The 23,945-nt window shown below is 65.9% G+C and carries 26 protein-coding genes and 1 tRNA gene; 11 read left to right on the top strand and 16 right to left on the bottom strand.

Translation table 11 applies throughout. The features are described from left to right. Positions 1 to 5 precede the first annotated feature (5 nt). A complete protein-coding gene (locus EDD29_RS42565) occupies positions 6 to 2,306 on the top strand; it encodes a penicillin-binding protein (RefSeq protein WP_170201792.1) in 2,301 nt (766 codons plus the stop codon). 53 nt (positions 2,307 to 2,359) lie between these two features. Here EDD29_RS42565 and EDD29_RS42560 read toward each other — a convergent pair whose 3' ends face one another. Then, complete coding sequence (locus EDD29_RS42560) at positions 2,360 to 2,809, bottom strand: GatB/YqeY domain-containing protein (RefSeq protein ID WP_425455002.1); 450 nt, start codon at positions 2,807 to 2,809, stop codon at positions 2,360 to 2,362. Between the two features lie 79 nt (positions 2,810 to 2,888). Between EDD29_RS42560 and EDD29_RS42555 the strand changes: the two genes are divergently transcribed. Together EDD29_RS42555 and EDD29_RS42550 are read left to right on the top strand one after the other, a co-directional pair. Beyond that, positions 2,889 to 3,788 (top strand): metallophosphoesterase, encoded by a 900-nt coding sequence (locus EDD29_RS42555; protein WP_123669795.1) that lies wholly within the window; start codon positions 2,889 to 2,891, stop codon positions 3,786 to 3,788. A gap of 96 nt (positions 3,789 to 3,884) precedes the next feature. Continuing rightward, positions 3,885 to 3,961, top strand: a tRNA-Pro gene (locus tag EDD29_RS42550). A gap of 63 nt (positions 3,962 to 4,024) precedes the next feature. Here the strand turns inward: EDD29_RS42550 and EDD29_RS42545 are convergent. The 9 genes from EDD29_RS42545 to EDD29_RS42510 form a co-directional block, all read right to left on the bottom strand. Continuing rightward, on the bottom strand, positions 4,025 to 5,188 hold the full coding sequence (locus EDD29_RS42545; RefSeq protein ID WP_123669794.1) for a tyrosine-type recombinase/integrase: 1,164 nt from the start codon (positions 5,186 to 5,188) through the stop codon (positions 4,025 to 4,027). After that, positions 5,188 to 5,376, bottom strand: a complete 189-nt coding sequence (locus EDD29_RS42540) for a helix-turn-helix domain-containing protein (RefSeq protein ID WP_123669793.1) — start codon at positions 5,374 to 5,376, stop codon at positions 5,188 to 5,190. Before EDD29_RS42540 ends, EDD29_RS42545 begins: the two co-directional genes overlap by 1 nt. Further along, the gene (locus tag EDD29_RS42535) at positions 5,373 to 6,776 is read right to left on the bottom strand and encodes a replication initiator (protein ID WP_246053303.1); all 1,404 of its coding nucleotides are present in this window, start codon (positions 6,774 to 6,776) and stop codon (positions 5,373 to 5,375) included. The genes EDD29_RS42540 and EDD29_RS42535 overlap by 4 nt, the downstream gene beginning before the upstream one ends. Before the next feature lie 50 nt (positions 6,777 to 6,826). Further along, positions 6,827 to 6,979 carry a hypothetical protein gene (locus EDD29_RS46085; protein WP_170201791.1) on the bottom strand — a complete coding sequence of 51 codons (153 nt, stop codon included), beginning with the start codon at positions 6,977 to 6,979 and terminating at the stop codon, positions 6,827 to 6,829. 149 nt (positions 6,980 to 7,128) lie between these two features. Continuing rightward, entirely contained in the window at positions 7,129 to 7,449 is a 321-nt protein-coding gene (locus tag EDD29_RS42530; RefSeq protein ID WP_123669792.1) for a hypothetical protein, read from the bottom strand. Positions 7,450 to 7,460: 11 nt separating this feature from the next. Then, complete coding sequence (locus tag EDD29_RS42525; protein WP_123669791.1) at positions 7,461 to 8,150, bottom strand: DUF2637 domain-containing protein; 690 nt, start codon at positions 8,148 to 8,150, stop codon at positions 7,461 to 7,463. Continuing rightward, entirely contained in the window at positions 8,150 to 8,368 is a 219-nt protein-coding gene (locus EDD29_RS42520) for a hypothetical protein (protein ID WP_123669790.1), read from the bottom strand. The genes EDD29_RS42525 and EDD29_RS42520 overlap by 1 nt, the downstream gene beginning before the upstream one ends. Positions 8,369 to 8,449: 81 nt before the next feature. Beyond that, a complete protein-coding gene (locus EDD29_RS42515; RefSeq protein WP_123669789.1) occupies positions 8,450 to 9,817 on the bottom strand; it encodes an FtsK/SpoIIIE domain-containing protein in 1,368 nt (455 codons plus the stop codon). 1 nt (position 9,818) lies between these two features. Further along, positions 9,819 to 10,160, bottom strand: a complete 342-nt coding sequence (locus EDD29_RS42510) for an SCO3933 family regulatory protein (RefSeq protein WP_123669788.1) — start codon at positions 10,158 to 10,160, stop codon at positions 9,819 to 9,821. Between the two features lie 180 nt (positions 10,161 to 10,340). On the opposite strand from EDD29_RS42510, the gene EDD29_RS42505 reads away from it, so the two are divergent. Further along, complete coding sequence (locus EDD29_RS42505; protein ID WP_123669787.1) at positions 10,341 to 10,835, top strand: hypothetical protein; 495 nt, start codon at positions 10,341 to 10,343, stop codon at positions 10,833 to 10,835. Here the strand turns inward: EDD29_RS42505 and EDD29_RS42500 are convergent. The 4 genes from EDD29_RS42500 to EDD29_RS42485 all read right to left on the bottom strand — a co-directional run bounded on the left by EDD29_RS42500 (position 10,817) and on the right by EDD29_RS42485 (position 13,926). Continuing rightward, a complete protein-coding gene (locus EDD29_RS42500) occupies positions 10,817 to 11,671 on the bottom strand; it encodes a protein phosphatase 2C domain-containing protein (RefSeq protein WP_123669786.1) in 855 nt (284 codons plus the stop codon). The two genes, EDD29_RS42505 and EDD29_RS42500, sit on opposite strands and share 19 nt — an antisense overlap. A 14-nt stretch (positions 11,672 to 11,685) precedes the next feature. Beyond that, entirely contained in the window at positions 11,686 to 12,519 is an 834-nt protein-coding gene (locus EDD29_RS42495) for an RNA polymerase sigma factor sigma-70 region 4 domain-containing protein (RefSeq protein WP_123669785.1), read from the bottom strand. Positions 12,520 to 12,648: 129 nt separating this feature from the next. Continuing rightward, entirely contained in the window at positions 12,649 to 13,071 is a 423-nt protein-coding gene (locus EDD29_RS42490) for an ATP-binding protein (RefSeq protein WP_246053700.1), read from the bottom strand. 69 nt (positions 13,072 to 13,140) lie between these two features. Further along, entirely contained in the window at positions 13,141 to 13,926 is a 786-nt protein-coding gene (locus tag EDD29_RS42485; protein WP_123669783.1) for a Scr1 family TA system antitoxin-like transcriptional regulator, read from the bottom strand. Between the two features lie 252 nt (positions 13,927 to 14,178). Here EDD29_RS42485 and EDD29_RS45125 point away from each other — a divergent pair, with 252 nt between their 5' ends. The 5 genes from EDD29_RS45125 to EDD29_RS42465 all read left to right on the top strand — a co-directional run bounded on the left by EDD29_RS45125 (position 14,179) and on the right by EDD29_RS42465 (position 20,547). Further along, on the top strand, positions 14,179 to 15,246 hold the full coding sequence (locus EDD29_RS45125) for a hypothetical protein (RefSeq protein ID WP_148086286.1): 1,068 nt from the start codon (positions 14,179 to 14,181) through the stop codon (positions 15,244 to 15,246). Positions 15,247 to 15,412: 166 nt separating this feature from the next. Beyond that, positions 15,413 to 16,573 carry a protein kinase family protein gene (locus tag EDD29_RS42480; RefSeq protein WP_123669782.1) on the top strand — a complete coding sequence of 387 codons (1,161 nt, stop codon included), beginning with the start codon at positions 15,413 to 15,415 and terminating at the stop codon, positions 16,571 to 16,573. A gap of 1,167 nt (positions 16,574 to 17,740) precedes the next feature. Then, a complete protein-coding gene (locus EDD29_RS42475) occupies positions 17,741 to 18,103 on the top strand; it encodes a TauD/TfdA dioxygenase family protein (RefSeq protein WP_170201790.1) in 363 nt (120 codons plus the stop codon). Next, a complete protein-coding gene (locus tag EDD29_RS45120) occupies positions 18,103 to 19,038 on the top strand; it encodes a hypothetical protein (RefSeq protein ID WP_148086285.1) in 936 nt (311 codons plus the stop codon). The genes EDD29_RS42475 and EDD29_RS45120 overlap by 1 nt, the downstream gene beginning before the upstream one ends. Before the next feature lie 990 nt (positions 19,039 to 20,028). Continuing rightward, entirely contained in the window at positions 20,029 to 20,547 is a 519-nt protein-coding gene (locus EDD29_RS42465; protein WP_211360170.1) for an HflX-like GTP-binding protein, read from the top strand. A gap of 374 nt (positions 20,548 to 20,921) precedes the next feature. Here the strand turns inward: EDD29_RS42465 and EDD29_RS42460 are convergent, their stop codons facing one another. Beyond that, a complete protein-coding gene (locus tag EDD29_RS42460) occupies positions 20,922 to 21,140 on the bottom strand; it encodes a hypothetical protein (protein WP_123669779.1) in 219 nt (72 codons plus the stop codon). Between the two features lie 148 nt (positions 21,141 to 21,288). Between EDD29_RS42460 and EDD29_RS42455 the strand changes: the two genes are divergently transcribed. Continuing rightward, complete coding sequence (locus EDD29_RS42455; protein WP_246053301.1) at positions 21,289 to 21,675, top strand: NUDIX hydrolase; 387 nt, start codon at positions 21,289 to 21,291, stop codon at positions 21,673 to 21,675. A 41-nt stretch (positions 21,676 to 21,716) separates the two neighbouring features. Continuing rightward, positions 21,717 to 22,565, top strand: a complete 849-nt coding sequence (locus EDD29_RS42450) for a metallophosphoesterase family protein (protein WP_123669777.1) — start codon at positions 21,717 to 21,719, stop codon at positions 22,563 to 22,565. 19 nt (positions 22,566 to 22,584) lie between these two features. Here the strand turns inward: EDD29_RS42450 and EDD29_RS42445 are convergent, their stop codons facing one another. Further along, on the bottom strand, positions 22,585 to 23,757 hold the full coding sequence (locus EDD29_RS42445) for a PP2C family protein-serine/threonine phosphatase (RefSeq protein ID WP_123669776.1): 1,173 nt from the start codon (positions 23,755 to 23,757) through the stop codon (positions 22,585 to 22,587). Between the last annotated feature and the right edge of the window lie 188 nt (positions 23,758 to 23,945).

Below are 23,945 nucleotides of genomic sequence, written 5' to 3'. Positions count from 1 at the left end.
GCCCCGTGCTGCCTTCGACCAAAGCCCGGAAATCGACAGTGCTGACGCTGCTCAAGCTCCTCGCGGCCAGCGCCGCGGCGGGGGTGCTCGTCGCCCTCGTGGTGCTCCCGGGCATCGGCGGCACCGGTATCACCGCCCGCGAGGCCGCGGACGGCTTCATGGACATGGACGTCGCGGAGATCACCCGCGCGCCCGCCGAGAAGACCGTCGTGTACGACTCCAAGGGCAAGGTCATCGCGACCTTCTTCGACGAGTACCGCGAGAACGTCCAGCTCGAGCAGATCTCGGACAACATCAAAAAGGCGATCGTCGCGATCGAGGACTCCCGCTTTTACGAGCACGGGGCCCTCGACCTCAAGGGCACCATCCGGGCGCTCTCCCGCAACGCCACCAACGGCGGCACCGTCGAGGGCGGCTCGACGCTGACCCAGCAGCTCGCCAAGAACATGCTGGTCAACAACACCGACAGCGAAGAGGGCTACGAGGCCGCGACGGAGGCGACCCTCAACCGCAAGCTCCGCGAACTGCGCCTCGCCCTCCACCTCGAGCAGACGATGTCGAAGGACGAGATCCTTCGCGACTACCTCAACATCGCCAACTTCGGCGCCGGCGCCTACGGCATCCAGGCCGCCGCCAAGCGGTACTTCAACACCACCGCGGCCAAACTCACCCTCGTCCAGGCCGCGACCCTCGCCGGGATCACCAAGAACCCCTACGGCTACGACCCGACCCTGCACCCCGAGTCCGCGCTGGAACGGCGCAACACGGTCCTCGCCCGGATGCAGCAGCTCGGCGAGATCACCGCCGAGGAGGCCGCGGAGGCGCACGACCAGCCCTTGAAGCTCAACGAGTTCCACCCCAAGGGCGGCTGCGAGGCGAGCTCGAGCCCGTACTTCTGCAACTACGTCTACAACGAGATGGTCAACATCTTCATGGGCGACGCCAAGCCCAAGGACGCCAAGGAGAAGGAAGAACTCCGCGAGAAGGCGCGCAAGCAGCTCCTGCGCGGCGGCTACCAGATCCACACCACGCTCGACCCGAAGGTCCAGAAGGCCGCCGACCAGGCCGTCAAGTACGCGACCGAGCCGACCGGCTGGAAGGTCAACGTCGAGGCCGTCGTGCAGCCCGGCACCGGGAAGGTCCTCGCGATCTCCAACAGCAAGAAGTACGGCCCCGGCAAGGGCCAGACCACGATCAACCTCGCGGCCGACGAGGCGCACGGCGGCAGCGTCTTCGGCGTCGACGCCGGATCGACGTTCAAGGTCTTCACCCTCATGGAGGCCCTCGACCAGGGCCTGCCCATCCGGACGTCCTTCTCCTCGCCCGCCTCCACCGTCGTCAGCGGATTCCCGGACTGCGCCTACGACTATCCGCCGGCCGTCAACGGACGCCTGGGCGGCGGTTCCTGGCCCGTCGCCAACGCCAGCGACTCCGAGTCCGGCACCTTCAACATGAAGACGGGCACCTGGCACTCGGTCAACACCTTCTACGCCCACCTCGAGAAGGAGGTCGGCGTCTGCGAGGCGACCGAGATGGCCACCAAGTTCGGCATGATCCGGACCAACGGGCAGCCGCTCCAGCCGATCCCCTCGCAGGTCCTCGGCGTCAACCCGATCGACATGGTCCACCTCGCCGCCGCCTACGCGGGCATCGCCGCGCGCGGCAAGTACTGCGCCCCGAACGTCATCACCAGCGCGGTCGGCCCCGACGGCAAGAAGGTCGACCTGCCCGAGACGAAGTGCGACCAGGTCGTCGACGAGCAGGTCGCCGACGCGACCACGATGATCCTCGAAGGCGTCCTCACCCAGGGCACCGCGCGCGGGCTCGGCATCGGACGGCCCGCCGCGGCCAAGACCGGCACCTGTGAGAACTACTCCTGCGCCGTCTTCGCCGGGTACACCCCGAACCTCGCCGCGGCCACCGCGTACTGGGACTTCCGCGGCGGCCACGCCCACCCCGTCACCGGCATCTACGGCGCGACGATCCCCGGCCCGGTCTGGCAGCGGACCATGAGCGCGGCGCTCTCCGGCGTCGAGGTGATCGACTTCAAGGCACCCGTCAAGGACTTCGGCGACGTCAAGGAGATCCCCGTCCCCGACGTCAAGGGCAAGCCCGTCGGGGAGGCCGAGGCGATCCTGCGCGAGGCCGGGTTCACCACCCGGGTCGCGGGCAAGCAGGTGCGCTCCAACGCGCCGCGCGGCACCGTCGCCCGGGTCTCCCCCGGCCGCGCCGAACCCGGCACCACGGTGACGATCTACGTCAGCTCGGGCAGGGGCGGCGGAGGCGGGCCCGGCGGCGGACACTGAGACGGCGAACGGCCGCTCCCCCACCTGGGGGAGCGGCCGTCTGCGTCACGGCGTCAGGAGGCGAGCTGGCGCTTCACCTCGGCGGCGACCCGGCCGCCGTCGGCCCGGCCCGCCACCTTCGGGTTCACCACCTTCATGACCGCGCCCATCGCCCGCGGCCCTTCGGCGCCCGACTCGGCGATCGCCTCGCGCACGAGCGTCGCCAGCTCGTCATCGGAGAGCTGCTGCGGCAGGTACGCCTCGAGAACGGCGCCCTCGTCCCGCTCCGCCTGCGCCTGCTCGGCGCGGCCGCCGCCGGCGAAGGCCTCCGCGGCCTCCTTGCGCTTCTTGACCTCCCGCGCGAGCACCTTGACGATCTCGTCGTCGCTCAGCGTCCGCTCGGTCTTGCCGGCCTTCTCCTCGTTCGTCACGGCCGCCAGCGCCATCCGCAGCGTCCGCTTGCGCACATCGTCATGGGCCTTGAGCGCGCTCGTGAGGTCCGACTCGAGCTGTTCCTTCAACATGACCACCATCATGCCCTGACGACCTGGGCGGATCACTCCCTTTATCCCGCCGATGCCCGTCGTCTGGCAGCATTGACGGATGCGGAAGCTTCTCGCGGCCCCATTGGGCCTCCTCGGCGCCGGCGCGGCGACCTTCGCCTACGCGTCGCTGATCGAACGCAACTGGTTCATGTTGCGCCGGCACGAGGTGCCCGTCCTCAAGCCTGGAGCCCGCCCCGTCAAGGTGCTCCACCTGTCCGACGCGCACCTGACGCCCGGCCGCACGCGCATGATCCGGTGGGTCCGCGCCCTCGACGCGCTGGAACCCGACCTCGTCATCAACACCGGCGACTCGATCTCCCACCCGGACGCCATCGGCCCGTTCCTCGAACTCCTCGGGCCCCTCCTGGACCGTCCAGGCGTGTTCGTCTACGGCTCGAACGACATGTTCGCCCCGACGTTCAAGAACCCCGCCCGTTACATGTGGCGCACCTCACAGAAGGACTACAAGAAGCGGGGCGGCACCCCGAACCTTCCCTACCTGGAGCTCGGCGCGGCCCTGAAGGCGTCCGGCTGGCTCGACCTGAACAACCACATGGGCCGTCTCAAGATCGCCGACCTCGACATCGAGTTCGCGGGCATCAACGACTCCCACATCAACCTCGACCGCTACGACGCGATCGCGGGCCCCGTCGACCCGCGCGCCGACCTCACGATCGGCGTCATGCACAGCCCCGAGCCCCGCAACCTCGACCGTTTCGCCGCCGACGGCTACCGCCTCCTCCTCGCCGGCCACACCCACGGCGGCCAGGTCTGCGTCCCCTTCTACGGCGCCCTCGCCACCAACTGCGGCATCGACCGCCCCCGCGTCAAGGGCCTCCACCGCTGGAACGCCTCCTGGCTCAACGTCTCCGCAGGCCTCGGCACCTCCCCCATGGCCCCCTTCCGCTTCTGCTGCCCCCCCGAAGCGACCCTCCTCACCCTCACCCCACCCCCCTGACCCCCGAACCCCCACCCTCCCGATATCCGATTCCCGTCCACCCCCCAACATCCTGTAGACTCTCCGAGGCGCCAAAAACCGCAAGGTTACCGGCACCGGGGTGTAGCGCAGCTTGGCAGCGCGCTTCGTTCGGGACGAAGAGGCCGTGGGTTCAAATCCCGCCACCCCGACCAGTCCAGGGCCGTGATCGAGAAATCGATCACGGCCCTGAGTGTCTAACTGGGTGACTAAGCCCGTCACTCCCCCTTGAAGATCCGATCCATGGCCGTCGCCCCCGTCTGGATCACCGGCCGAATCTGATGCCGGTACACCGTCTCCGTGACCGCCGTACTGCTGTGCCCAACCAGCTTCGCGATCTCATCAATCGACAGCCCGCCATCCGACAGCAGCGACACGAAGCTGTGCCGCAGCTCCCGCGGCGTCCAGGAGTCCGCGTAGATCCCTTCGGCCCCGCGGATCGCGTTCCGGAAGTCCCGCCGAACGTGCGAGGCGTCGAGCGGCGTGCCGACCTTGGAAGCGAAGACGAGGCCGTGTTCCTTCCAGCCCTCCCCCGCAGCGGCCTTCTCCCTCCTCTGCTGTGCCCGCTGGGTCTTCAGGGCGTCAATGGCCCGAGCCGGAAGCGCCAGCGTCCGCCGGGACTTCCTGGTCTTCGTGTCCCCACCGGCCCGCACCGACCGCCACACGGCGATGTGCGGCGGGACTTCTGGCACGTCTCCCTTGGCCGGCTTCCCCTTCAGGTCGACGTGCTCCCAGCGCAGATCCCGCAGTTCCTCGGTCCGCGCCCCGGTCAGCAGCGAGACCGCGATGTACGGGTGCATCCGGTGTTCCTCGGACTTGGCGAGGAGCGCGACGGCCTGAGCGAAGTTCAGCGACCGCGACGGCCGCCCCGCCGTCCCCTGAGGGACCGCGCACAGCTCCACCACGTTCCGCTTCACCTTGTCCCGAGCCATGGCCCGCCGCACCGACCGGTTCAGCACCGAGTGCAGCGCCTGCAACGTCCTGGTGCTCAGCGTCTTCGCCTTGACCTCCAACCACCGTTCGACGTCCTCGGCCGACAGCTCCCGGAGCTTGCGCGCCCCGAGGTCGGGAATGATGTACGTCTTCGCATGAATCGTGCAGGTCTCGACGGTCTTCGCCGCCTTGTCCGCGAGCCCGAACCGAAGCCAGTCCTCCACGGCGTTCTTGACCGTGTAGTTCGTCGGCGCGATGGCCAGCCCGTCTTCGTGGTCCCGAAGCACCTCCTTCAGCTTCTCCTTCGCCTCGGTCTTCGTCCGGCCGGCGCCCTTCCGGACAATGCGCCTGCCCGCGGGGGTGTAGCCCACGGTCACACTGGCGATCCAACGCTGCCGGGATTCATCCCAGTGCAGCCCGCCGTCTCCGCGTGCGCGTCGTTTGGTCATCAGGCGGCTTCCCTTTCAAGGAGCGCGACGTACTCGCGCAGGGCCGATGCGGGGATCAGGCGGGTACGCCCTTCCTTGACCGAGCGCAGCCGCCCGGAGCGAAGAAGTTCGTAGACGACGGTCCGGCTCAGCCGAAGCCGCGCAATGACGTCAGAGACTCGGTAGAGAGCCTGCTCGGGTCCGTTCAAGTGGTGTTCCTTCCGATCGGGTGAAAGGCCGGAAGCTTCTGGCCGCACAGCGCAGCCGAGAGCAGGAGTTCGCCGGGGGTATGGCCGCGGCCGACCATGCGCCAGTCGCGGACGACGAGAACGGTGTCTTCTGCGAAGAGAGGCAGCCGCCCGGTCGTGACTTCCTCGGACTGCTGGCGCTGGTGTTCGGCGCGCGCTTCGCGCAGGGCCCCGAGGGTGGTCGAGTACCGGCGGCTCTTGGTGGAGAAGTGGCCGCGGAAGCCGAGCATGTGAGCCCACTCCGCCAGCCGCAGATCCTCCAGCCCCGGCAACGCGCCGAGGCGGAGGCATTCGCCGATCAGCCGCCGGGGGTGGGCGCGCAGGTCGAGCGTGTCGAGGTCGGTTCCCGGGGAGAGACGCCGGTCGACGGTCCCGACGCATTCGGCGGCCTTGGTGGCGTACTTGGCGATGTAGCCGGCCACGGCCTGATCCGTCAGCTCACCAGAGGCGTTGATCGGTCGGATGTCGAGTTGCAGGCCCCAGGCGAACGCCCGCGGACCCAACCCGTCAGCAGCCGGAGAGGACGCCCGGACGGCCCCGGCCGCGTGCTGGACGGCATCGGTCAGTGCGTCGAAGGTCGCCCAGGTGGGCGGGGTGGAGGTGGGTCCGTGTGGTCCGTCGAGGCGGATGACGGCGTGGAAGTGGACGAGGCCGCGCCGCTGGTACTCGGCGACCTTGGCGAACGACACCACCGCCGAGGTCTTCAACTCGGTCAGCGTCAGGCCCGCGGTCTTGGCCAAGCGTCGACGGAGCGCGAGGGTGAAGCGTCGCCACAGTTCGGGCGCGAGCGCGTTGAACAGGACGTGCCCGGTGTAGTCGTAGCAGTCGGGGCAGAGCGGTTCGCCCAGGCGCGGGTCGTCAGGGTGGTGGTGTTCCCCGCAGCCCAGGGCGTTGCCGTGTGGGCAGGTGCCGCCGCTTCGCCGAGGGTGGCAGGGCGAGGTCTTGCCGGTCCTGGTCTTCCGGGTCGTGTGAACGGGGCCGAAGGACGGCGCCGTCAGCGTCACGAACGCGGCCGGATGCCCCGTCACAGCGTTCGGGACGCCCTTGCCGCCGACGAGGCCGGCCCGGACGAGTTGATAGGTGTCGGCCCGGTAGACCTCAGCGCAGGCAGGGCAGCGAGAGGCCCGCCGGGTCTTGCAGGCGACCCGCAAGACGCCGTCTGGTTCGGTCGAGGTCGAGTAGTGGCGGAGGACTTCACCGGTCGCCGGGTCGAGGTGGGTCACCCTGCCGCGCAGGTGCACCGGCTGTGCGCATCCTCCGGTGTGCTTGACCTGTGTCGCCCAGCGTCCGTAGTCGGCGCGGGTGGCCCGGTCTGCGAGGGTCTGGGAGACGGTCGGGCTGATGAGTTCGGCGGGGTTCACGCGGTGAAGTCCTCCAGGTCGAGCAGCAGGGACGGAGCAGCGCGAGCGGGCTAGAGGGCGCGGGTGAAGACGGCGACCGCATCGGCGAGGCCGGCCAGAGCGCGGCCGATGGCCAGAGCGGCTTCCGCAGCGCCGGTCGGGTGCCGGAGGACGAACAGCAGGAGGACGAGGACTGCGACGAGGTATCCAGCGCGGCGGAGCATGGGTTCTCCCGGGGATCAGGTGTTGCCGTGTCCGTGGCAGAGGGGGCAGGTGTCCCCCTCGCTGGTGAGTCCGGCCCCGCCGCAGTCGCAGCAGCGGTCACGGCCGCCGAAGGGCCGCGGCGAGGGCTCAGGAGCTGCCGGAGTGGTCATCAGGCCGGGTCGGGGTTGGCGGAGTTCGTGATCTGGGGGACGTGGCAGATCTGGTAGCGGAGGCCGGAGAAGTGGGTGGTGATGAGCAGGTGGCCGCCGTAGGTGCGCTCTTCCACGGGCAGACCGAGGGCGGTGGACAGGTGCCGGATTTGGGCGGGTCCGGTGGCGTGGTCGGTGTCGTGGATGAAGACCAGGAGGTCGAAGCAGTGGCCGTCGATGGGGGCGGCGGGGTTGTTCTCCAGCCAGTCGGCGAACTGGCGGAGGCCGCGGATGGTGTTGAGGCGTCGCATCAGGTCGGCGGACAGGATCTGCTTGCTCATGCGGATTCCGTTCAGGAGGTGCGGACGAGGCGAAGGAGGTCGGAGGCGAGCTGACTGGACACGCCGAGCCGAGCCCGGAGCGCGTCGCGGGTGATGGGCTTGCCATGAGCCGAGGCGTGTTCGTCGGCCACGCGCCGGGCAAAGGACAAGAGCTGAGGAGCCGGACCGGAAGCCGGAACATCCGGTTCAGAGGACGGCCGGCTGTCTTCTGTCTGGCCGGGGCCGGGGTCGAGGGCGGGCCGCGAGGACGGTTCGTCCTGCTCGGGACTCGCCGAGGACGGCGCCGGAACGGTCTCTCCCGCTTCGTCCTGCACGGGCCGGGCACCGGCGCGCCGCTCCAGCATGGAGACGGCGACGAGGAAGGCCCCTGCGGGCGTGCCAGCGGTGATCCACCCCCAGGCGGTGGGTTCGGCTTGGGCGAGGTTGGCGCCGAGGGAGAGCAGGATGCCGCCGAACAGGACGAGGTTCGGCCACGAGAACGGGCCGACGTCGCGTCCGGTCCGGGCGTCCCTCTGCCGTTCTCCGGCCGCCATGACGCAGGTGAGGTCGATGCAGACGGCGATGGCCCAGGCCATCCAGCCGTGCTGACCGTGTTCTTCTGCCGTGTCGCGGATGTGGGTGAAGGAGCCGGCCGCGGCGATGACGGCCAGGACGAGAACGGGCCCGGAGTCGGCGACGAAAGCCAGGACGCGCGATCCCATCACGCCGCCCGCCGGTCGAGGAGGGCCAGGAGCGCGACCATCTCGGCGTCGCAGGTGTGGTCGTCCGCCCAGGTGGCGACCCACCCGTACAGGTCGGAGGACGCGGTGTCGGTGCAGCGGACGCGGCGGGCGAGGTGACGCCCGTTGACGAGGTCGGTGGTGATGGTGACCGGGTCGAGCGATCGACCGGGGTTCGAGCGGCGGGCGGGCTTGGGCATCGGGGTCTCCGGTCTGTGGCATGGGTCGGGTAGGGACCTGGCGCGAGGGCGGTCGCGCCGACCGTGGAGAGAGCGGGTGCGCTACGCGGCGCGAGGAGGGTGCACGGCCGGGTCGTCGACCGTGGCGCGCGGGCCGGTGAGGGAGCGGATGAGGTCGGACCAGGCCGGAGTCAGGTGGGCGAAGGTCTTGGCCGCGTGTTCTGCTTCGTCTTCGGTGATCAGGACCGTCCGGGCGCGGCTCCAGGTGCCGTCCTGTCCGGCGACGATGGCGACGCCGGGAGTCTCGGCGGGGATGGCGCGTGCTGCGTCGAGGGCAGCGGGGTCGAGGTCGCCGAGGGTCATGTTCGCCGTCTCCGGATCGTTCACCCGGTGGCAGACCCGCCCGGACAGCTGTGAACGGAGCGCGGTCACGCCAGGCCCGAGGTCAGAGCCGATGCGCTGGCCGGACACGATCAGGTAGACCGCGAACGCCCGCCCCAACTGCGCGACTCGCAACAGGCCGGTTGCGGTCTTGGCGACTTCGTCTTTCTCGGACTTGTCGGCCATGAGGAACAGCTCCGCGACCTCATCGACCAGGACCACGACCGGCACGGGCCGGATCTCCTCGGGAAGCTGCCAGACATTGCGAGCACCGGCGGTCCGACAGAGGGTCATCCGGTCTTCCAGGATCGAGACCAGGCCGTCAAGGAGTCGGACCGAGCCTGCCCGCGTCGTCGCCAGCGCGGACAGCCGAGGCGCGTAGGGAGTGAGTTCCACGCCGCCCTTGAGGTCGAAGCCGACGAGCGCGATGGGTTGGGGCGCGAGACCGCGGATGATGGCGTTGACGAGCGTGGACTTTCCGGACTGGGTCGCGCCGGCGTTGAGCCAGTGCGGCATGACCTTCAAGTCCATGATCCAGGGCATCCCGGTCTCCAGCATCCCCGGCCGCACCGTCAGCAACTCCCCGGTCTCCGGCGAGGCCGTGACGTCAGTGAGCGGATCGACCCGGTTGACGACGAGGACGACGCGGCCGGGCTTGTCGGGCAAGACGCGGACGGAGTGGACCCCCCAGGCGTGCGCGAGCCGTTCGGCCGCCGCCTGGTAGTCCGCGGGAACCTGCCCGTCGTGCAGCCGCACCCCGACCCGCCAGCCGAGCGAGGTAGGACGAGGCAGCCCGAACCGCGGAGCCTTGTCCACCGCCACCGTCCGAACCTTGCGCCGCTGCGTGTAGGACGTCGACGCCGAGGTCGACACCAGCGGCACCACCTCCAGCGACCAGCGAAGCCGGTTTCGCTTGCGCGACAGCTTGCAGCCCGCCGCGACCTTCGGCCAGGTCGCGAACACCCAGGCCCACCGCACCGGGAACCCGACGCAGAACCAGAACGAACCCGGCGCCAGCCGACGCCAGGCCGCGGCCCCGGCCGCCGCAGCGACCAGGACCACGAGCACCAGGACGTTTTCCGCCGCCATCTCAGGCCGCCTGCACGTCCGCGCCGGCGGGAACGATCCGGTCGGCCTTGAACGCGATCCCCCACTTGAGAACCCCGTTGATGTGCTGCTCCCACGGGAACCCCACGAGCCGGACCGGCGTCACGATCTGCCCGATGCTCAACCCCGGGTCCCCCGAGACGGCGACGTTCACCAGCTCCACCCGCCCCGACTCGTTGTCGGCGACCGACAGCCCCACGGTGAAGACCGTGTTCCCCTCCTTGTCCTGCTTCACCTCCCCCGTCTCCATGCTCAGCAGCTTCGGCCGTGGCGGCGCCACGCACACGAAGATGAACCGCCCCAGGTCAACCGGGATGCTGCGCACCTGCTACCTCCCAAGAATCTTTGTCGACCCCCCTAGACACCCGCATCGTCGAAGATGACTGTCTAGGGGGCTACTCACATCAGAGTAGGCGACGCACCGGCTTCTGTCTAGGGGGGTCGACAGAGCTGCCCTTGAAGTCTGATCAGCGCGATTCCGCCCCCGGTGCGCGATGATGCGGCCATGGCGGAGAACGATGCGGACGCTCTGAAGCTGTTGCATGAACTGGACGACCCTGAGTGGATCGAGTGGCCGCGCGGCTACGACCCTCGAAAGACGGGACGGCTGTTTGCTGACCTTCTAGCCCGCCTCAATGTCGCCTTTGAGAGCCTTTGCGTGTCTGAGCAGGACGTACAGGACTCCAGCGAATACGGCCGCATCACCATCCCGGACAAGGCGACGATCGCCGGAACCCGCATCGTGGTGTGCGTCAGCAAGTTCGGCTCTCTCGCCCTGATCTGCGCTGACAACCCCAGGGCTTACCTCGGTACCGAAGAAGCACAGCAGGAAGGCGTGCTGGACGCTACCGACCTGGCCACCACCCGTGCTGCACTAACCGGTCTCGGTTACGTGGTGATCCCCGAGGAACTCATCGAGAACGAATACGAGGGACAAACCCTTCTCCGCACGCCTGGTCAGCGAGTCAGCTGGTGGGATCGCTACTTCGGAGAACGATGAGAGGTTCCAGGTAGCTCATCGGTCCAGCGCACAATCGTCGCGTCATCGAAGGCTTTGCCGCGAGGCCACCGGGACCCGTCCGGGTCACTCGCCTCAACCTGCCGAGTCCAGCGGATCAGCGCCTCAGCGCCGTCATCGGCGACGACGCGCAGCAGTTCGCCCCATGAGGCGACGCCGAAAAGGTCGACCAAACGAGTGGCCCCGTCCGTCAGCAGCGTCACGGACTTGACGTCCGCGAGCGGTACAGCGCCGGCCACCGCTTCATAGGCCGCACCGGGATCGGTGCTCGCAACCCAGAATCCGCCGACCTTGTTCCGGTGCGCGGCCATCTTCTCCACCCGCGTGAGAAGCCCGTCCGCGTACCCGTCCTCACCGATCAGCGAGGCGTCGCCCGCAGTCCCGATGACCCGGCCCCTCACATCCTCGATCCGGTCATCCGTGACGATCAGCGGTTCGCCCTGGTGGAACTCCACGATGACCGTCGAGTCCGCGAGCGCCACGTACTCCAGCACGTCCCCGTTGGCACGGACCGCGAGCACGGTAGCCGAAGGCGAATGCGGGTTCCCGAGGTCGCACGGCTCCCCATGCGCTTCCACTACGCGCTTGATCGCCGCCTCCAGCGCGTCGACGATCGGAACGGCCGGGTCGGCGAGTTCGGCCACGAGCAGCCCGCCGAGCGTCCGCGCGTACCAGGCGACCGAGTGAACGCACCCACTGTCAAGCCCGGCCGGGGCCCCGGCCCCATCGATCAGGACGGCAGAACCAGCACCGACCGCGGCGAAGTCCTCATTGGGATGATCGACGCGGCCGGCCAGGGTGGAGACGTGAATGCGCACGCGCCCCACGGTACCTATGCGTGCTTGTAGACCGGCGTGAGCAGTTCCGTCCGCACCGGCTCATGCGTCTGCGCGTCGTACTCGGTCCCCACGACGACGGAGAACGCCTCATCGCCGACCTGCCCCCACAACGACCCGATGTCCGTGGTCAGCAGGTGGACGACCCCCAAGGACCCCTCAGGGTGGACACCCGCGATCACCAGGATGTTGCCTTGCCCATCCGGCCGAGGCAGCCGCCCGAGGTAGCCGACGTCATAGGGCCTTTGCGGTTCTTCTTCCTGCCCGGATCGGTAGCCCTGGCCCGTCCGCGTGTCCCGCAGCAGCCAGCCCACGTCATCGCGCTCCCACGCAATCACCGGGTCTTTCGCATACGTCTCCCGCACGGCCTCGGACATCCGCGGCCCGCAGACGACGAGCAGCCCCGTCCGGTTGAGATCCACGACCCCGTCGACTGAGACATGGTCATAGTCGACCTTGAGGTCGAACGTCCGCGCCAGCTCCTCAAGCTGCTTCCCGGTGTTGAGGTCGTCCAGCGCCACATACGTCCGGTCGGAAACCGGGTCAGGCCGCAACGGCGTCACCACGGTCACGTTCCCCACGCCGAGGAACGCCCCTTCCGGCGCCGGCCCCGTATGCCGGATCTGGTGAATCCGCCCCCGGCTCAAGCCCGCTTCCTTCGCGATATCCGCGTACGACAGCCCTTGCGCGTGAAGATCCTGAATCAGGCGTCGCCGAAGCCGACTCAGCTCAGTCACTTCCTGCTGCGCCTCAGCCAGCCGCGAGGTAGTAGCCCGCAGCAGCTCATACGGATCTTGAATCCGCGAGATCCGTTCGAACTCGCCCGGCATGTCACCGCCTCCTCCGCTCATCACCGAGTCTAGGACCCTAGACACAGCCCGGAGAAGTGGATCACCCGTCGAGGAGTCCACCGCCTGGATCTTCCGCCGCCGCCGAGGTATAGGAGGCCCACCCATCCCTCAAACCCCGCCCGCCACCGCCCCCTCCTCCGGATCATCAGGAAAGACCGCCCACACCCTCCGCCCCACCCGTACCTCGTCCACGCCCCACTTGTCGGCAAGCTTCGCGACCATCGCGAGCCCCCGCCCATCCTCGGACTCGTCATCCCAGTCAGCCGCAACCGGACAGGTCAGCGCCCCGAAGTCGACGACCCCCACCTTGATCGAGTCGTCGAACCTCTCCACCTCCACCACGAACCGCCCACCCGGCAACCCACTGACCGTGTGCTGAATCGCGTTCGTAGCGAACTCGTTCATGGCCAGCACCGCCCGGTACAACGCCCCGGCCTCATGCCCCGCGGCCACATCCCGGACGAACCGCCGAGCGTTCACCAACTCCGCAGCATCCCCATCGAACATCCGAGACCACCGGCCCACGGTCATCACCGCCTATCCGTCTAGGGGTCTAAACACCCGTCGGATTGGCAGGGTAAGCCAGCCAGTCATGATTATTCAATGTTTTCGCTGTATAGACCTCAGGACGTCGGCCAGGTCCAGCCCAGCCCGCTCCACCAGAGCCACAGCCTCCACCCCGAAGACCGCCCGCCCCTTCACCTCTTGGAACGCCCGCAGGTACGCCCCAACATCAGAGGCCGCGGTCAGCGTCAGCTCCCGCGTATACGTCTCGACCACCACCGCCTCCTCCCCGAGCACCGTGAACCCATGCGCCGGCAACCCACCACCCGGCCGGTTCAACGGCACCACCCCGAACTCCACCCCCTCCAGCCCAGCCACCTCGACCAACCGCGCGAACTGCCCCACCATGCACTCCCCCGACCCCGGCCAAGCCCGAAGCACCCCCTCACCCACCACAACCTCCACCCGCTTACCCGCCAGGTCCACCCCACCCCCACCAAGGCCAGCCGCGACTGAGTACTCCGCCGTCCTCAGCACCGAAGGCACAACCCCCACACCGACCCCACGAACAACCTCAACCCGCTCGACAGTCCCAGCCGCAGCCCCAGCACGAAGCGACGTCCCAGCATCCACCCGCCTGCCCGCAGTCTCCACATAAGCCTCACGAGCAACCCTCACCAACCCGAGCGCCTCATCCCCACCCAACGCCTCAAGCACCCGCACGACCACCTCAACATCCCCCACCCGACGCCCCGTCTCCACCCGAGAAACCGTCGCCTGAGTAACCCCAGCCCTCCGCGCCACCTCAACACCCGACAACCCAGCAGCCCCCCGCAGCCGCCGAATCTCCGCCCCAAGCTCACGAAGCCTCTCCCCACCCATGCCAGCGTTCTACCACCCCCGTCCAGCCCACCAGGACCACAACCAACCAGCTCCACACCACCAGCCCACCCGGATGAGAACTTTCTCTACGGTTTCAAGCCCGCCCGCTCCGCGGCCGGGGCCGATCCGCGCGGGCCGGGCATGCGGCCTCTCCGGGCCGACCCGACCCGAACGGACCGGCACGCTTCTCGGCTACATGCGAAAACTCTAAAATCTGAGCGCACCTTACATATGGCCAAGTATCCTCGCTCTATGGTTTCAGAGAGACCCTATGTTGACGAAACACCCCTTGGCCAGGAGCTAGAGAAACTATGGCGTTCAGATGTTCCACCCATATCTACGGTTCTCCATGCTCGTTGGTGGCAGCTTGAGACATGGCTCCGATCACTTGTCTACGTGGAACTCCGCGCCAAATATGGCGATGCCTGGACTGATCATCTTCCAAGGCAAGCGGAAAAATACGAGAATAACGACCAGGGTCTCAGTTACATGGCAAGCCCCGATATGGGGCTACGCATGGCTTATCTAGACGTCGGACCACTGCTTGACCTGGTAGGCGCGGAAGAGTACAGGAATATTCTTGAACCAGTAACGATGGATCACCGCGTCTGGAATGGCAGAGCCTTCGAGCTCAAGAAAATCAGAAAGCATATCGCCCATTGCCGCCGGCCTCATGAGGATGATCTAGCAAAAGTTCGTCAAGTTCTTCGGGATCTTGAACACGGTTCATTCAAGGCGCTGTCTGCCTACAATAGACAATTCTCTCCAGTAGATCTCACCGGAGATCCAGTGGTTGACGCATGGATTAACGGAAACCACCAAGGGCATTTTCTAGTAGACCACGCATCTAGACGCTACAAAACAGAAATCGAAATCAAATACTCAGCACGGCCCTGGGTTGATAGCACTCCGTCGACTCCGGAAATCGCAGGATCTGAGGGCTATATATGGCATCTGATCATCTACGCAAGAGAAGGCGGATCGTTTCGCGTAGAGCAGATTTGGCGCGACTGGATCAGTAACAACATAGAAATCCGTGATCTCATCATATTTTTCGGTTGTCACTCTGCAAACCATTTGGACATATCCATCTCAGCCAAGTCGGATTCGACTAGGGTAGTCGAAGCGTTCCATTTTCTCATTAATGCCGCGCTGTCATGCCATGTGGCGTTTACAAGGGGATCAAGTCCTGATTCTCTTGACCTTCTTGATGAGAGAGTTAGGAGGTTCGCTAAGAAGTCAGATGCCCGGGTTCAGTTTGAGTCCCCTTGGACAATAGTTGACGACAGCACCCAGCCAATCACCATCTTCTCGGCGTAATAGGCGTTCAGGAAAATGACGCCTACTGGATGAGGCAGCTCTACGATGCCAGCTTGACTGAGGTCGGTGAATAAACCATTTACCACGCCGCTCCCGATCCGGGACTTTCCTCGCCCGGTAGGCTAGGAGACTTCTGGCTCAAGATATACGAGGAGGTCAATAGAGCATGGCTGATCCGGTAGAAATGATGCTGGATGATCTCACCGACAAATACGCAAATGAATCCGTCTCGAAAGAATTCCTGCGTCTTTACACTGACGAAGGAAGATTCGGGAGGATATTTGCGGGCCTGCACGAGAAGCTAAACGAGCATTTCATAGCGATCAATGGCAGGGCGAAGTCAGGTCGCCACTACTGGGCCGACAATAGTCGGGCACTGATAGCGCTAATTGATGAGCTATCCGAAACGCTTAGCATATTGCGCAGAGCCGGTTTCAATATTCTTTTCATTGACTACTACGACGCAGTCATACGGCGATGCAAGCCATGGCTTGCAATGACTCACGGAAGTGAAATTCCTGAGGGTTTCGAGTACATCGAGATTTTCAGATATGAGCCGGTATTTTCTCAGCCCGAGACGGCCATAGCAATCAAGAAGCAAAGGACAACGGCCAAACTCCAGCTTATAGGGGAAGGTTCGTATGCTCATGTTTTCTCGTTTGTAGATCCCGATTATAATATCAAATTTGCCGTTAAGCGAGCAAAAAAGGGTCTAGACGAACGAGATTTGCATAGGTTTAAAGAAGAGTTCAAAATTCTGCGGCGACTTAGCTTTCCGTATGTTGTCGAGGCTTACGAATATGACGAAGCCCGCAATGAGTACAAGATGGAGTTTTGCAACGAGACGTTGCGTGACTTTATTCGAAAGCGAAATAACAAACTCAGTTTCGGCACCCGTAAGCGGATTGCGCTTCAGTTCCTTTATGGAATCAACTATACTCATAGCCAGCGGCTATTTCACCGCGACCTTGGTCTCCAGAATATTCTCCTTAAGGTTTATGCGGGTAACGCAGTACTGGTTAAACTCTCTGATTTTGGCCTAGCCAAAGACCACACATCGAATTTTACTCGTACGCACACCGAGATGCGCGGCACCATACGTGACCCTATGCTGGCCAGTTTTAGGGAATATGGAATGCCGAATGAAGTATATGCAATAGGATGGATACTATCTTACATATTCACAGGAAGAGAATCTCTGGCAAAAGTGGCTGATGACGTAGGTGAGATTGTTCACAAATGTACAAATAGTGATGTTGGATTTCGGTACTCAAATGTTCAGGAGATTATTGTTGATGTTGAACGTCTTGAATCCATCGATCGCTAGCATGGGAGCGTGGTCAGGTATTGGTCCGCCGCCCGCCGATTTTGCTAACGTAGTGCTATCAGCACGCTTGAACGGTGACGGATGAGAATGGACTCAAGAACGGTCCTAGCCCAGCTCAGAAGGCAGATGTAGACGGGTGTAAATAGTCTTGATCTTGCTTGTAAACAGCTGCTCTGAGCAACTGTGGTTGCTCGAGCTCGAAGCGGGGGCCGCGGCCCCCAGCCCCCCGCCAGCCGGAGGACTCGACCGCGCGCTTCTCTCTGTCACACCGTCTGGCCGTTCGCGCGGTCAAGCCCTCCGGAACGAGCGCGGGTAGGCGCGGCAGCATGGTGGGAAAACGTCGAGATCGACGGCGTCCTGGTGGACAAGGGGAAGCCCAGCTAGGGGCCTCAATCGCAGGCCATTAGCGTGCCATTAGGCAGGGTGATCAAGCCCCGTCGGGGGGACTTACAGATAACATCGCCCCGCAGCTCAGAGGCTATGCGGGGCTAGATCCAGGCAATTCCCAAGCTGACCGCGCGAGTTCGACTCCCGTATCCGCTCTGATCACAAGGTCCTTGCGCAGGGCGTTGATCCGGCTTGGGTTATAAGGATCGTTGCAACAAACGACGCAGCAGCACGAGCCTGAGCCCAGCAGAGCCAGCTCAGGCAACCGAGGTCCAGCGCACTCGCGGGACCAGAGAGTGACACCCGGGATGGACGAGCGCGGACTCTGCCAGACCTTAGGTGCCCGTCGAGCGGAAGCGACTGGCCCCCAGATGTCCTCACGGGGCGGCCGCGTCGGGGCAGCCAGCAAGCCGGGACACAACGCGGGCCCGCTGTTTGGTTGGACAACAATTTAGCCATCGCACATGTTTCAGGAACCAGAAACGCTAGGCTACGCAAGCGAGTGATATCTGGAACCTGGGGTTTGCGCTGACCACACGTAGTAAGCAGGCAGAATCTGCCTGGCAAGAGCACCTCGACTTCCACGGCTATGCGGTGCTCGACGGTATGCCGATTCACGCCGTTGCCCCCACCTTGGGCGACGCCGGCCCAACGCAACTTCTGGAAGCCCAAAGCCAGTCCGCAGCAGCCCCCTGGAGCCTTTCAGGTGTCTACGGGCGCTCAGCTTTCCCCTGGCACACAGACGGAGCAGTCTCTACACGTCCACCACGGTGGATACTCATGCGCGCCGTAGAGATCGAAGCGCCCACTGCAACAGAGGTTCTCATGCCGTCGTCCGGCTTGATCGCCTCGCTCCGGAGGACAGTACTGCGAGTGGTCGACAAGGCAGGACGTGCCCGGCATCTTCCTGCGGTGGTCACGCTACCGGACGGTGAATTGAGACTCCGCTGGGATCCTCGGATCTGCACGCCGAGAATGGGGATCACCGTTGAAGATGTTGAGGAGCAAGCAGCTACCACGCACGTGAACTGGCATCCAGAGCGAATGTTGATCCTGGATAATTTCCGGATGCTGCACCGCCGCCCGCCGGTTCCTGATGGTGTGAACCGGATCTTGGAACGCACTTATGTCTGGAGCAGCTAATGTGGGATTATGAAGGATTTGTAGCCAAAGCCCAGCTTTACTTCCACCGGGCGGAGAGCGCACATAGTGCTGATGACGCAGCAGTCACGTGGCTCCTTCTCGGGCTGGAGTTTCTAATGCGGTCCCCGTTGGCCAAGATTCACCCCACGCTGCTTGCTGATCCGACCGGGGATTCAATCATGCACGCAGCCGGGTACCCCGCTGCTCCCCGCAAAGACGGCGCGCTACCCCAACCCAAGTCGATCACTGCTACCACTGTAAGGCTACGTCTATCCAGGATCGTTCCGGATTTCGCCACGGTCGATGAAGAAGCGGCTTACTTGCTTGGGCTCAGAAACGCAGAGCTGCACACAAGTAGCTCAGCTCTCAACATTTCTGATCACCACTGGTTGCCGAAATTCGTTCGCGTCACTGAAGTGCTGTGCGCACATCTCCACCTCGATCCCGACGATGTTGTAGGCGAAGAGCTCATGCGCCACGGCCGTGGACTTGCCGCCGAAGCGGACAAGAAGCTTAGGCATGAAGTCTCCGAGCGAATCAGGCTGGCGAAAGCATACTTCAACTCCCTGCCTTCAGCACCACCTCAGGAGGCTCCACCTGCAAAGATGTTCCCGAGTTGGGCGTGGACGATGAAGGATTACGAAGCTCTCAAAGAGCGAATCACTGAAAAGGTTCCGTGCCCGGCCTGTGGTTCCGATGCTGACGAAACGCTTGAGCTTGCCAGAGCCACTCGTGAGCAACTGATCGACGATCAAATAGTTCGTGATGTCGTCTACTTGGCGACTGCACTCGCTTGCCCCGGCTGCAACTTGAGCCTGACGAGCAATTCGGAGATCGCCGCCGCTGACCTTGAGCAGCAACGCACATGGACGGTCGAGACCAGCATCCAAGATCGCTACTTGGAGGACTATGAGCCGGACTACGGAAACGATTAGGTAATTTCCCCGATCACGTTACTCAGCAATTAGGAACGCGATCGGGTTCGCCGTTCATCCTAACGAACACTTCGGACCAGTGCCGAGGAACGCAGGCTGCTTCTGCGGGAGCCACGGGGAGTAGGGCTGATGGGCCGAACCGGTGCAAACAACCAGAGACTGTTGACTGGACCCCGATCAGTGCGGCGCAGCCTAAGGCTGGCGTGTGGCCGGGATGATTGGTTGAGGGGCCGCTTCCTGTTCTCGGGGCCTAAAGGCACCTACCTTCCGGGCTGTCTTGCTACCGGGTGAGCCAGCCAAGGTGGGTGACGAAGTGAGTGACAACTGCGATGGGCGAGCACGGACCCTGACAGACCTTTGCGGACTCTCAGAGCAGGTCAAAGCCTGATCGGCACCTGTGAAGATCGCGATTTGCTTCGTTCGGGACGAAGAGGCCGTGGGTTCAAATCCCGCCACCCCGACCAGCCGCTGAGGGCCGTGATCCATTGGATCACGGCCCTCAGTGTGTTACGAAGTCACGGGTCGGCCAGGGGGCCTCAGCCCCGAATACCGACAGATCATCTAGTTCGGTGCCGAGAACGGCTGGGGCGCAGGACCCTACCTCCGAGGAACGCCGAATGCCGGGCCACTTTCTAGACCATCCCAACCCTCCCGCGCCCGACCTCAACGGCTTCTGACGGGATCGATTGGCATTGGCCGGAAGCCGAAACAACATGTCGGAGGCGCCCGCTACTCTCCCGCAGAAGGCCGGACAGGACGCCCCATGCGGGATTACGCGGCGAAGGAGGGCGGGTGAGAGGACGCTCCCGGGTTCGCCCGCGGGCCGCCGAAGAAGCCCAGTGGCCCCGCCCTCCTCCGGCTCGTGGCCGATCGGGTGCCAAGGCCGCTGCCGCCCCCGGACGCTCTGGACCCCGGCCGCCGACGAGTCGGCCCTGTGCCGGCGGTGATCGCAGGGTCGGTGGTGGAGGCGGGTTGCTAGCGTCTTGAGTCATGCGGTACTCGCGGTGGCGCCCACCGGTTCGGAAGGTTCGCGGGAGTGAGGGCGTGCCCTCGGCGGTGCTCGAACCGTCGGCGGCGATCTGTGCGAACGGTGTGGTCATCGCCGGGCTGTTCTCGGCGAAGCGGAAGGACCATGGCGAGGTCATGGATGCGCTCGCCGCGGAGGTGACCGGACTCGGTGGGAGCGTGGTGGGGCGGTTCGTGCAGCGGCGGGGGATCTCCGGGCACCGGAAGGGCGGGTCTTCGGGCGGGAAGGCCAACATGGATCGGCCTTACTCCTCACGGATGCTGATGACCTCGGGAAAGGTGCGGGAGATAGCCACCTGCCTGGCCCAGACCGACGCCGGCGCCGTGGTCTTCGCCAACGAGCTGACCGGGCGGCAGCGGAGAGCCCTAACGCGGTCACTCGGATGTCCGGTGTTCAGCGGCAGGGATCTTTCGGTGTCGACTACGCCGACGGGGAATCGGACGGGCTCTCGACGGCCTTCGCGGACCGGCCCGAGTGAGTGACGACTCTGCGAGACGGCACCGGCGGGTTCTGGTGGGTCGTCCTCAATGCGGTGACGTGGCGACGGAAGTCCTCGGCATGGATCAGACCGACGACCTTCGGGCGCTCGACCGGGTGGTCGCCTTGGCCTTGCATCGAGGGGCCTATGTGCTCCACGAGGACGCCCGGGAGGTCGGCGGAGAATCCACGGCGCAGCGTTGGAAGAGGCCGCCTCTCTCCGGTTGGTGATCGAGGATTTCGCTGGGCGGACGGACACCGCCGACGAGATGCTCGCAACAGGCTCTGGTGGCGCTCGCGGGTGTTGCGCCTGAGGTGGTCGGGGTGCCGCGCATCGCCGAGGTTCATCTCGGCGATGGGCCGCGTTGGATCCCGAGGGTCAGGGGGTGGGGCGGGCGGGGATGATGCGGCCTCTGGCGCCGTTGGAGCGGAGGTAACGGATGGCCTGGATGAGGCCGAGGACGAAGAAGGCCACGAAGATGAGGAGGCGGGCGAGTGAGTCGTCCAGGCCGAAAGCCAGATCTGCGGCCAGGGCGGCCGCGGTGCCGATGAGTAGCCACCAGAAGGCGGTGATTCCTAGGGCTTTTAGCCACTTCATGGGGGGTTCCGCTCGTTGAGGGGTTGGGTGCTGGGAGCAACGTAGCGTTGGTCCCGGGGTCTGTGGATAACTTTCTGCGGGGTCGTGCGGGCGGGTTACGATCGGGGCCGGGACTGGGAGAGGGGTCGGGGTGGCTGGGGTTTTTCCGGTGTCGGTCAAGGGGGTCGTGGTGGACGGGGAGGGGCGGGTGCTGCTGCTGAAGAACGAGCGGGAGGAGTGGGAGCTGCCAGGGGGGAGGCTGGAGGCCGGGGAGGGGCCCGCGGAGTGCGTGGTGCGGGAGATCGAGGAGGAGAGCGGGTGGCGGGTCGAGGCCGGGGAGCTGCTGGACGCGTGGGTGTACGAGCCGCTGGCGGGACGGTTCGTGTTCATCGTGACGCACGGGTGCGCGTTGCTGGAGGGGAACACGGGGCCTCGGATCAGCCACGAGCACAAGGAGATCGGGCTGTTCCGGGAGGAGGAGGTGGCCGGGCTGGTGATGCCGCAGGGGTACAAGGACTCGGTGGCGCGGTGGTTCGGGCGGTTGGCGGCGAACTGAGCCGGCGGGGGTGCGAACGGGTGGCATGTTTCACGTGAAACATGGGGAGTGGAGGGCATGATGTGGGGGTGGAACCTAGGCTTTTGGCGGTTAGTGATCTGCATGTGTCTTATGCGGATAATCGGGTGGTCACTGAGGGTCTGCGGCCTACGTCGGATGAGGACTGGCTCATCGTGGCGGGGGACGTCGCGGACAAGGTGGCCGATATCGAGTGGGCGTTGCGCACTCTCACGCGGCGGTTCGCGAAGGTCGTCTGGGTCCCCGGGAACCACGAGCTGTGGACGGTCCGGGACGCGGCCGACGGCCTGCGCGGAGTCGCCCGGTACGAGTACCTCGTCGAGATGTGCCGGGGTCTCGGCGTCGTCACGCCGGAGGATCCGTATCCCCTGTGGGAGGGAAGCGGCGGCCCCGCTCTCATCGCGCCGCTCTTCCTGCTCTACGACTACTCGTTCCTTCCGCCGGGGTGCACGACCAAGGAGGAGGGACTCGCATACGCGTACGAGACGGGCATCGTGTGCGTCGACGAGAACCTGCTGCACCCGGATCCGTACCCGAGCCGCGAGGCCTGGTGCGCGGCTCGGGTGGCGCTCACCGAGCGGCGGCTCGCGGCGTGCGACCCGGAAGTGCCGCTGGTCCTGGTGAACCACTGGCCGCTGGTGCGCAACCCCACCGAGGTGCTCTGGTATCCGGAGTTCGCGCAGTGGTGCGGAACGACGGCGACGGCCGACTGGCATCGCAGGTTCAACGTCAAGACGATGATCTACGGTCATCTGCACATCCCGCGCGAGACCCGGTACGACGGCGTCAGGTTCGAGGAGGTGTCGCTGGGCTATCCCCGCGAATGGCAGAAGCGGGCGAAGGCCCCCGAACTGCCCCGCGTGGTGCTGTGATCGGAAGCGCTCAGCACCGTCAGGGGAGGATTTCGGCGATGAGGGCGGTGGCGTTGTCGCGGCCGCCCAGGTTCTCGGCGCGGGCCACGAGTGCGGCGGCGAGGCCGGGGGCCGAGGGGTGGGCGGAGGCGAGTGCGGCGAGGTCGTCGCCGAACCAGGTGTCCGACGGCACGGCGGCGCCGTCGCTGAGCAGGACGAGGAGGTCACCGGGGACGGTCTGCACCGACGTGGTGAAAGGTTCGTCGGCGTAGCCGCCGAGGTGCCTTGTCAGCAGCGATCCGCCCCACTGGGCGGCCGGGTCGGTACGGATCTCCTCGGCGAGGACGGTCTGGTCGGGGGTGAGCCGGAAGGCGATCCGCGCGCCGTCGGGGAGCCTCCGGACCAGCCAGGCGGGACTGTCGCCGACGAGGGCGAGGTCCACTTCTCCCGAGGGGGCCACGGAGGCGCCCAGGAAGGTGGAGGCGCCCTTCGTCAGCGCGTTCACCGCGGTGTCGGCGACCGCGACGCCCGCGGTGAGGCCCTGGTGGTCGTCCCGGCAGAAGTAGGCGCGGACCGCCTCGACCGCGGCCCGGGCCGCCCGCGCGCCCGAACCGTCGCCTTCGCCGGTGACGCCGTCGCAGACGACGAGGAGGACCGCGCCGTGGATGTCGCGGACGACGGCGAAGGCGTCCTCGTTGTCCATCTCGGGGTCGCCCTTGGCCTTGCGCGAGCCGACCGCAGTCTCGGCCGCGGGGCGCACGCGCACCTCGCCGTCTTCGCCTTCGGTCCGGACCGCGGCGAGGACCGCGCGCGGGTCGGCGCCGACGAGCAGGGCGCGGACGATCGCGTCGAGCCCGTGCGGGAACTCCCCGGCGTGCAGGTCGAGCAGGGCGAACACGTCGCCGAGGTCACGGGGCGGCCGGCCCGCCGCGACCCGCACGAGGCCGTGGACGATCGCCCAGACGTCGCGCGCCCGCGCGCCCGGAGTGTCCGGCAGAGGCGGTTCGCCGGAGCCGAGCGGGGGCACTTCGAGCACCTGCCACCCGTAGGTCGCGTGCCAGCGCAGCGCCCCCGGCCACAGGCAGCCGGGCCCCATCCGGGTGAGGCTGTCGGCCAGCAGGTCCCAGAGGCCCGCGAGCTCCTCCATGAGCATCCCGGCGGGCAGCCCTTCCCGGTCTCCGAGTACCGGATAGGGCTCTTCCGCCCATTCCACACTGATCCGCCCCAGCAACTCCCACCCCCATCGGCCCCACCATCGTGACCGTCCGCAGTCCGCCCGACAACCCCGACACGACCTGCTCCCCCAACGAACCGAGACCCGCCGAGCCGACCAGGCGCGGGACGGGCCACGGGGTCGGACGGCGAGGAGCGTGAGGTCGGACGGCGAGAGGGGTGGGGGCG

It is taken from the genome of Actinocorallia herbida (assembly GCF_003751225.1).
In the GTDB taxonomy this organism is placed as follows: domain Bacteria; phylum Actinomycetota; class Actinomycetes; order Streptosporangiales; family Streptosporangiaceae; genus Actinocorallia; species Actinocorallia herbida.
Note: the sequence above shows the minus strand (reverse complement) of the source record. Positions and strands in the feature narration are given on the sequence as shown.

Bases quoted from the DNA above. Each gene is read 5' to 3' on its own strand.
- EDD29_RS42560 (WP_425455002.1), bottom strand. From the start codon at position 2,809: ATGTTGAAGGAACAGCTCGAGTCGGACCTCACGAGCGCGCTCAAGGCC.
- EDD29_RS42555 (WP_123669795.1), top strand. From the start codon at position 2,889: ATGCGGAAGCTTCTCGCGGCCCCATTGGGCCTCCTCGGCGCCGGCGCG.
- EDD29_RS42545 (WP_123669794.1), bottom strand. From the start codon at position 5,188: ATGACCAAACGACGCGCACGCGGAGACGGCGGGCTGCACTGGGATGAA.
- EDD29_RS46085 (WP_170201791.1), bottom strand. From the start codon at position 6,979: ATGCTCCGCCGCGCTGGATACCTCGTCGCAGTCCTCGTCCTCCTGCTG.
- EDD29_RS42530 (WP_123669792.1), bottom strand. From the start codon at position 7,449: ATGAGCAAGCAGATCCTGTCCGCCGACCTGATGCGACGCCTCAACACC.
- EDD29_RS42525 (WP_123669791.1), bottom strand. From the start codon at position 8,150: ATGGGATCGCGCGTCCTGGCTTTCGTCGCCGACTCCGGGCCCGTTCTC.
- EDD29_RS42520 (WP_123669790.1), bottom strand. From the start codon at position 8,368: ATGCCCAAGCCCGCCCGCCGCTCGAACCCCGGTCGATCGCTCGACCCG.
- EDD29_RS42515 (WP_123669789.1), bottom strand. From the start codon at position 9,817: ATGGCGGCGGAAAACGTCCTGGTGCTCGTGGTCCTGGTCGCTGCGGCG.
- EDD29_RS42505 (WP_123669787.1), top strand. From the start codon at position 10,341: ATGGCGGAGAACGATGCGGACGCTCTGAAGCTGTTGCATGAACTGGAC.
- EDD29_RS42495 (WP_123669785.1), bottom strand. From the start codon at position 12,519: ATGCCGGGCGAGTTCGAACGGATCTCGCGGATTCAAGATCCGTATGAG.
- EDD29_RS42490 (WP_246053700.1), bottom strand. From the start codon at position 13,071: ATGACCGTGGGCCGGTGGTCTCGGATGTTCGATGGGGATGCTGCGGAG.
- EDD29_RS42485 (WP_123669783.1), bottom strand. From the start codon at position 13,926: ATGGGTGGGGAGAGGCTTCGTGAGCTTGGGGCGGAGATTCGGCGGCTG.
- EDD29_RS45125 (WP_148086286.1), top strand. From the start codon at position 14,179: ATGGTTTCAGAGAGACCCTATGTTGACGAAACACCCCTTGGCCAGGAG.
- EDD29_RS42480 (WP_123669782.1), top strand. From the start codon at position 15,413: ATGGCTGATCCGGTAGAAATGATGCTGGATGATCTCACCGACAAATAC.
- EDD29_RS42475 (WP_170201790.1), top strand. From the start codon at position 17,741: ATGCGCGCCGTAGAGATCGAAGCGCCCACTGCAACAGAGGTTCTCATG.
- EDD29_RS45120 (WP_148086285.1), top strand. From the start codon at position 18,103: ATGTGGGATTATGAAGGATTTGTAGCCAAAGCCCAGCTTTACTTCCAC.
- EDD29_RS42465 (WP_211360170.1), top strand. From the start codon at position 20,029: ATGCGGTACTCGCGGTGGCGCCCACCGGTTCGGAAGGTTCGCGGGAGT.
- EDD29_RS42460 (WP_123669779.1), bottom strand. From the start codon at position 21,140: ATGAAGTGGCTAAAAGCCCTAGGAATCACCGCCTTCTGGTGGCTACTC.
- EDD29_RS42450 (WP_123669777.1), top strand. From the start codon at position 21,717: ATGGGGAGTGGAGGGCATGATGTGGGGGTGGAACCTAGGCTTTTGGCG.